The sequence below is a fragment of the Pseudomonas inefficax genome, assembly GCF_900277125.1.
Classification (GTDB): domain Bacteria; phylum Pseudomonadota; class Gammaproteobacteria; order Pseudomonadales; family Pseudomonadaceae; genus Aquipseudomonas; species Aquipseudomonas inefficax.
Genome location: NZ_OPYN01000144.1, coordinates 1 through 3,225 on the forward strand (window position 1 = coordinate 1; position 3,225 = coordinate 3,225).

A 3,225-nucleotide genomic window follows, 5' to 3' on the forward strand; every position below is an offset into this window, starting at 1 on the left:
GCACAGCCATGTATGTCGGGGTTGGCTGGTTGGTGCTGCTAACCCTGGGTTACTGGTTGTGGGGTGTGCGTGCGCCACGTCCAGTGTCGGCTAACGCTTGAGGCATTGAACCAAACTGTGGGAGCTGGCGTGCCCGCGAAGAATCCAACGCGGTGGCTGGCACCGGCTACGCCGGTGTTCGCGGGCATGCCCGCTCCCACAGGTACTGCGGCTGCCTTGAAAGGTGTGGTGATCCTTACCGTCTAGGCGCCGGGGCATCGGCCCTCTCAGTCAGATGGGGCAGTACGGGACTCACGGTCAATATCCTCCGGCCAATGAACCTTGGGTGCCAGGCAATGCATGTGGCTCAGGCCATCGTCATCGTTCCAGTCACGGGGTGGGTGCACGAACTTCGGCAGGGCTTCGGGGCCTTGTTGCATGAATAGCCGGGCGATGGCCCAGTAGGCTTCGCCTTGGTAGAGGTTGTGGGTGAAGAACACGCGGTCGATGACTTCGTTGGTTTCCGGGTTGCGGATCGACAGCATGACGTTCTCGATCAGGCCGCCGTGGCCGGGGGCGTAGACTCGGTAGACTTCGGCGGTTACGTCGTCCCAATTGTAGGCGACAGGTTTGACGCCCCAGTGTTTGCGGCTGAACAGGTAGATGTAGTGGAATCTAAATTGATAGAGATAGATTTTGCGTCGTAGGCGATTGAAGCGGATTGGTTCGTCTCGTGGGAGCAGCAGGTCCATCTTTACATATGTCGCAGTAGCCCACATGCCGACCAGAAGCATTAGCGAGGCGAAGAGGTCAACATGCCAGTCATTCGACCAATTAATACCAAATAATTTCCCAGGCATGTAGATAATAGCGCCAACAGTAAAAGCCAGTATTGGCCCTCCTATTAATACGGCGATGCCACGCAAACTGACAGTGGATCGAGGGAGTTCCAGGTACACCGAATCACAAAAATTTGGCGAGGGATCTATATCCGCAAAATTTAGTCGCGGGACTGCATCCGAATTGACGTCCGGCAAGTCATGACTCCAGTGCAGAGCCCGCTCGCAAAGAACTCTGGATTTGGCTCTCATTCGTTAGCTTCCCTAATGCAAATTTCGACATATGCATCTGGTAGTCGTCTATCTGGCCAATACCTTACCAGCAGTGTCGCGGCTCTTATTGTATGCTGCCCAACGGCCCCCATAAGCTCCGCCGTTCCAGTGAATTCTAGCCAAGACTGATACGGCTTGTCCGGGTCAGGCGAGCGTCGAATTTTTTCAATTAAAACATCATTTTTATAATCTGGTAGTCTTGGCTGAGAAAAGTCGTGAAATATAGCCGTCTTGGTAAGGGCTTCAACTTGAACAGGTTGGTGCTCATCAAAAACGAGAGTCTCTCCACCAATGAAATCGGGGAAAGCTCCGTCACCATGGCGATGTACTGACAGGGTCCACCGATAGGCTGAGTACTCATCATTGTATTTGGGTAATATGATGTAAAATTTTAGCTTGTGCTCTAGTTCCAAACTGACCAAGCCTCCCATTTTGGAAGTGGTCGGGTCACTTATGCGTTTGGATTCGAAATGAACCGCCGCGTGCACGCCAAGCGTGGCGGCATTGAGTTCTGCAAACGCTATATCTGCATATTCGGGTGTCCCCCAAGACACAACCGGACTTTCGTCGCCTCTACCAAAGCAGCAGCGTCGCGCCCAACGCTCTAATGCATTAGATTCGCTTTGTTCAGCTGAGCGTGTAAGTGCATAGGCGGCGAGCGCCAGTATTATAGCCAGGCCTAAAGGTCCTAACAGGATGGGCTTAAATACTGCGTAGACAAACACTCCAGTTGAAAAGGCATACAAAAAACCTGCGCGAAAATAATGCGTTTCTGCTGTGTTGTCCCCGGATGCCATTGCACGTTTAGCAGCAGAAAATGCTTGCGCTGAGTCAATCACTCCGGTTATTGCACCTATCATCGCACCGATTTTTATCAGCGACACTCCAGTTTCTGAAACGCCCTTAGCCCACGACTTTCCAATGGGTTTAGTACTTGAGCTCAACAAGAGCCCCACCAGTTCGATATGTCCTCCCAACACTCCCAAGTACGATCCTTGCAACGCCAACTTGGCCTCATACGCCTTCGGCCCAATTTCCGCTTCCGCCTTTCCCTGATTCCTGCCCAGGCTGTCCTGCTGCAAATACAACCCGCCTATCGCCAGCAGAACCTCCCAGCTGCCAGCAATCCCGCGCAACCCGGAAAAACCGGTTTTTACCAATCGGGCCGCCTGCTGCGACGTGATCTTCATCCCCTGCAACAGCTTCCGCGCATTGGCGTCCAGCGTCCCTGCCGCCACCGAAATATCCACAAAGGCAAGCTGCGCCGCACTGCTCGCCTGCGTTACGCCAATGTTGGCTTCCTGGAACAACCGCCCATGCACCTCTTCAGCCTTGCCCTCGACCCACACCGTCACGCTGATCATCGTATTGGTGAACTGTGGATCGAGCACGGCCAGGCTCATCAAGCCATGCTGGATAATCGGTCTCACCTTGCGCATGGCCTTCATCGAGCCAAATTCGAAGTCATCGACATTGCGGCGCATCCGGTCCCGCGCCTCGGCGATCGACGCATTGGCCTTTTGCTGCAACTCCCGAAGGTGGGCGCTCTGCAAGGCGTAGTACTCGCCCAGCTTCATCTTCACTTCCAGTTCGATCAGATGGACGCCGTTGTAGAGAAACTGCGTGGCGCTGTTCAGATGGCGCACGGCCTTCTGAATGCCAGCTCACAGACAGGGCGCCAGCCGCTGACTGGCTGCATTGAGCACACCCTGCGTTTCAGCAATGGCCTGCTTGGGGGTATTGCGCATGGGCAGGCCGGCGTCAGCGCTGGCGATGCCCTTGCTCAGCAGGCCGTAGAGCTTGTCGCTGTCGTTCCAGTTGATCGCTTCTGTGGCGGAGAAGCTGGGCAGCAGCCCGGCCAGCAGAGAGCCCTCCCGCAGCAGCAAGGCGCGGTAGGGCTGGCTGTCCGGGTCCTGCAGCCATTTCAACCAGAGCAGTTCGCTGGTGCCAGAAGCGGGAACATGCGGCTCAAGGCGGGGGACGACCGCTTCGNTAACGCCCCCACCCAGGCACAAGGCCATGGTCTTGGCGTAGGCCACCCGGGACTCACGATCGTTACCGCCGTAGTCGTACGCCTCGGCCACCTTGAACATGGGCGTATCGAACAAGGCAACGTACGCCTGCGCATCCTTGT

Annotated in this window: 2 protein-coding genes; both read right to left on the reverse strand. The window is 55.6% G+C overall.

Going from position 1 to position 3,225, the window contains the following annotated elements; genetic code table 11:
• Nucleotides 1-266: 266 nt before the first annotated feature.
• On the reverse strand, nucleotides 267-1,070 hold the full coding sequence (locus JV551A3_RS31250; RefSeq protein ID WP_328592100.1) for a DUF6708 domain-containing protein: 804 nt from the start codon (nucleotides 1,068-1,070) through the stop codon (nucleotides 267-269).
• Nucleotides 1,067-2,737: an oxidoreductase gene (locus JV551A3_RS16380; protein WP_235874590.1), complete on the reverse strand. Its 1,671-nt coding sequence runs from the start codon at nucleotides 2,735-2,737 to the stop codon at nucleotides 1,067-1,069. Before JV551A3_RS16380 ends, JV551A3_RS31250 begins: the two co-directional genes overlap by 4 nt.
• Nucleotides 2,738-3,225: the final 488 nt, after the last annotated feature.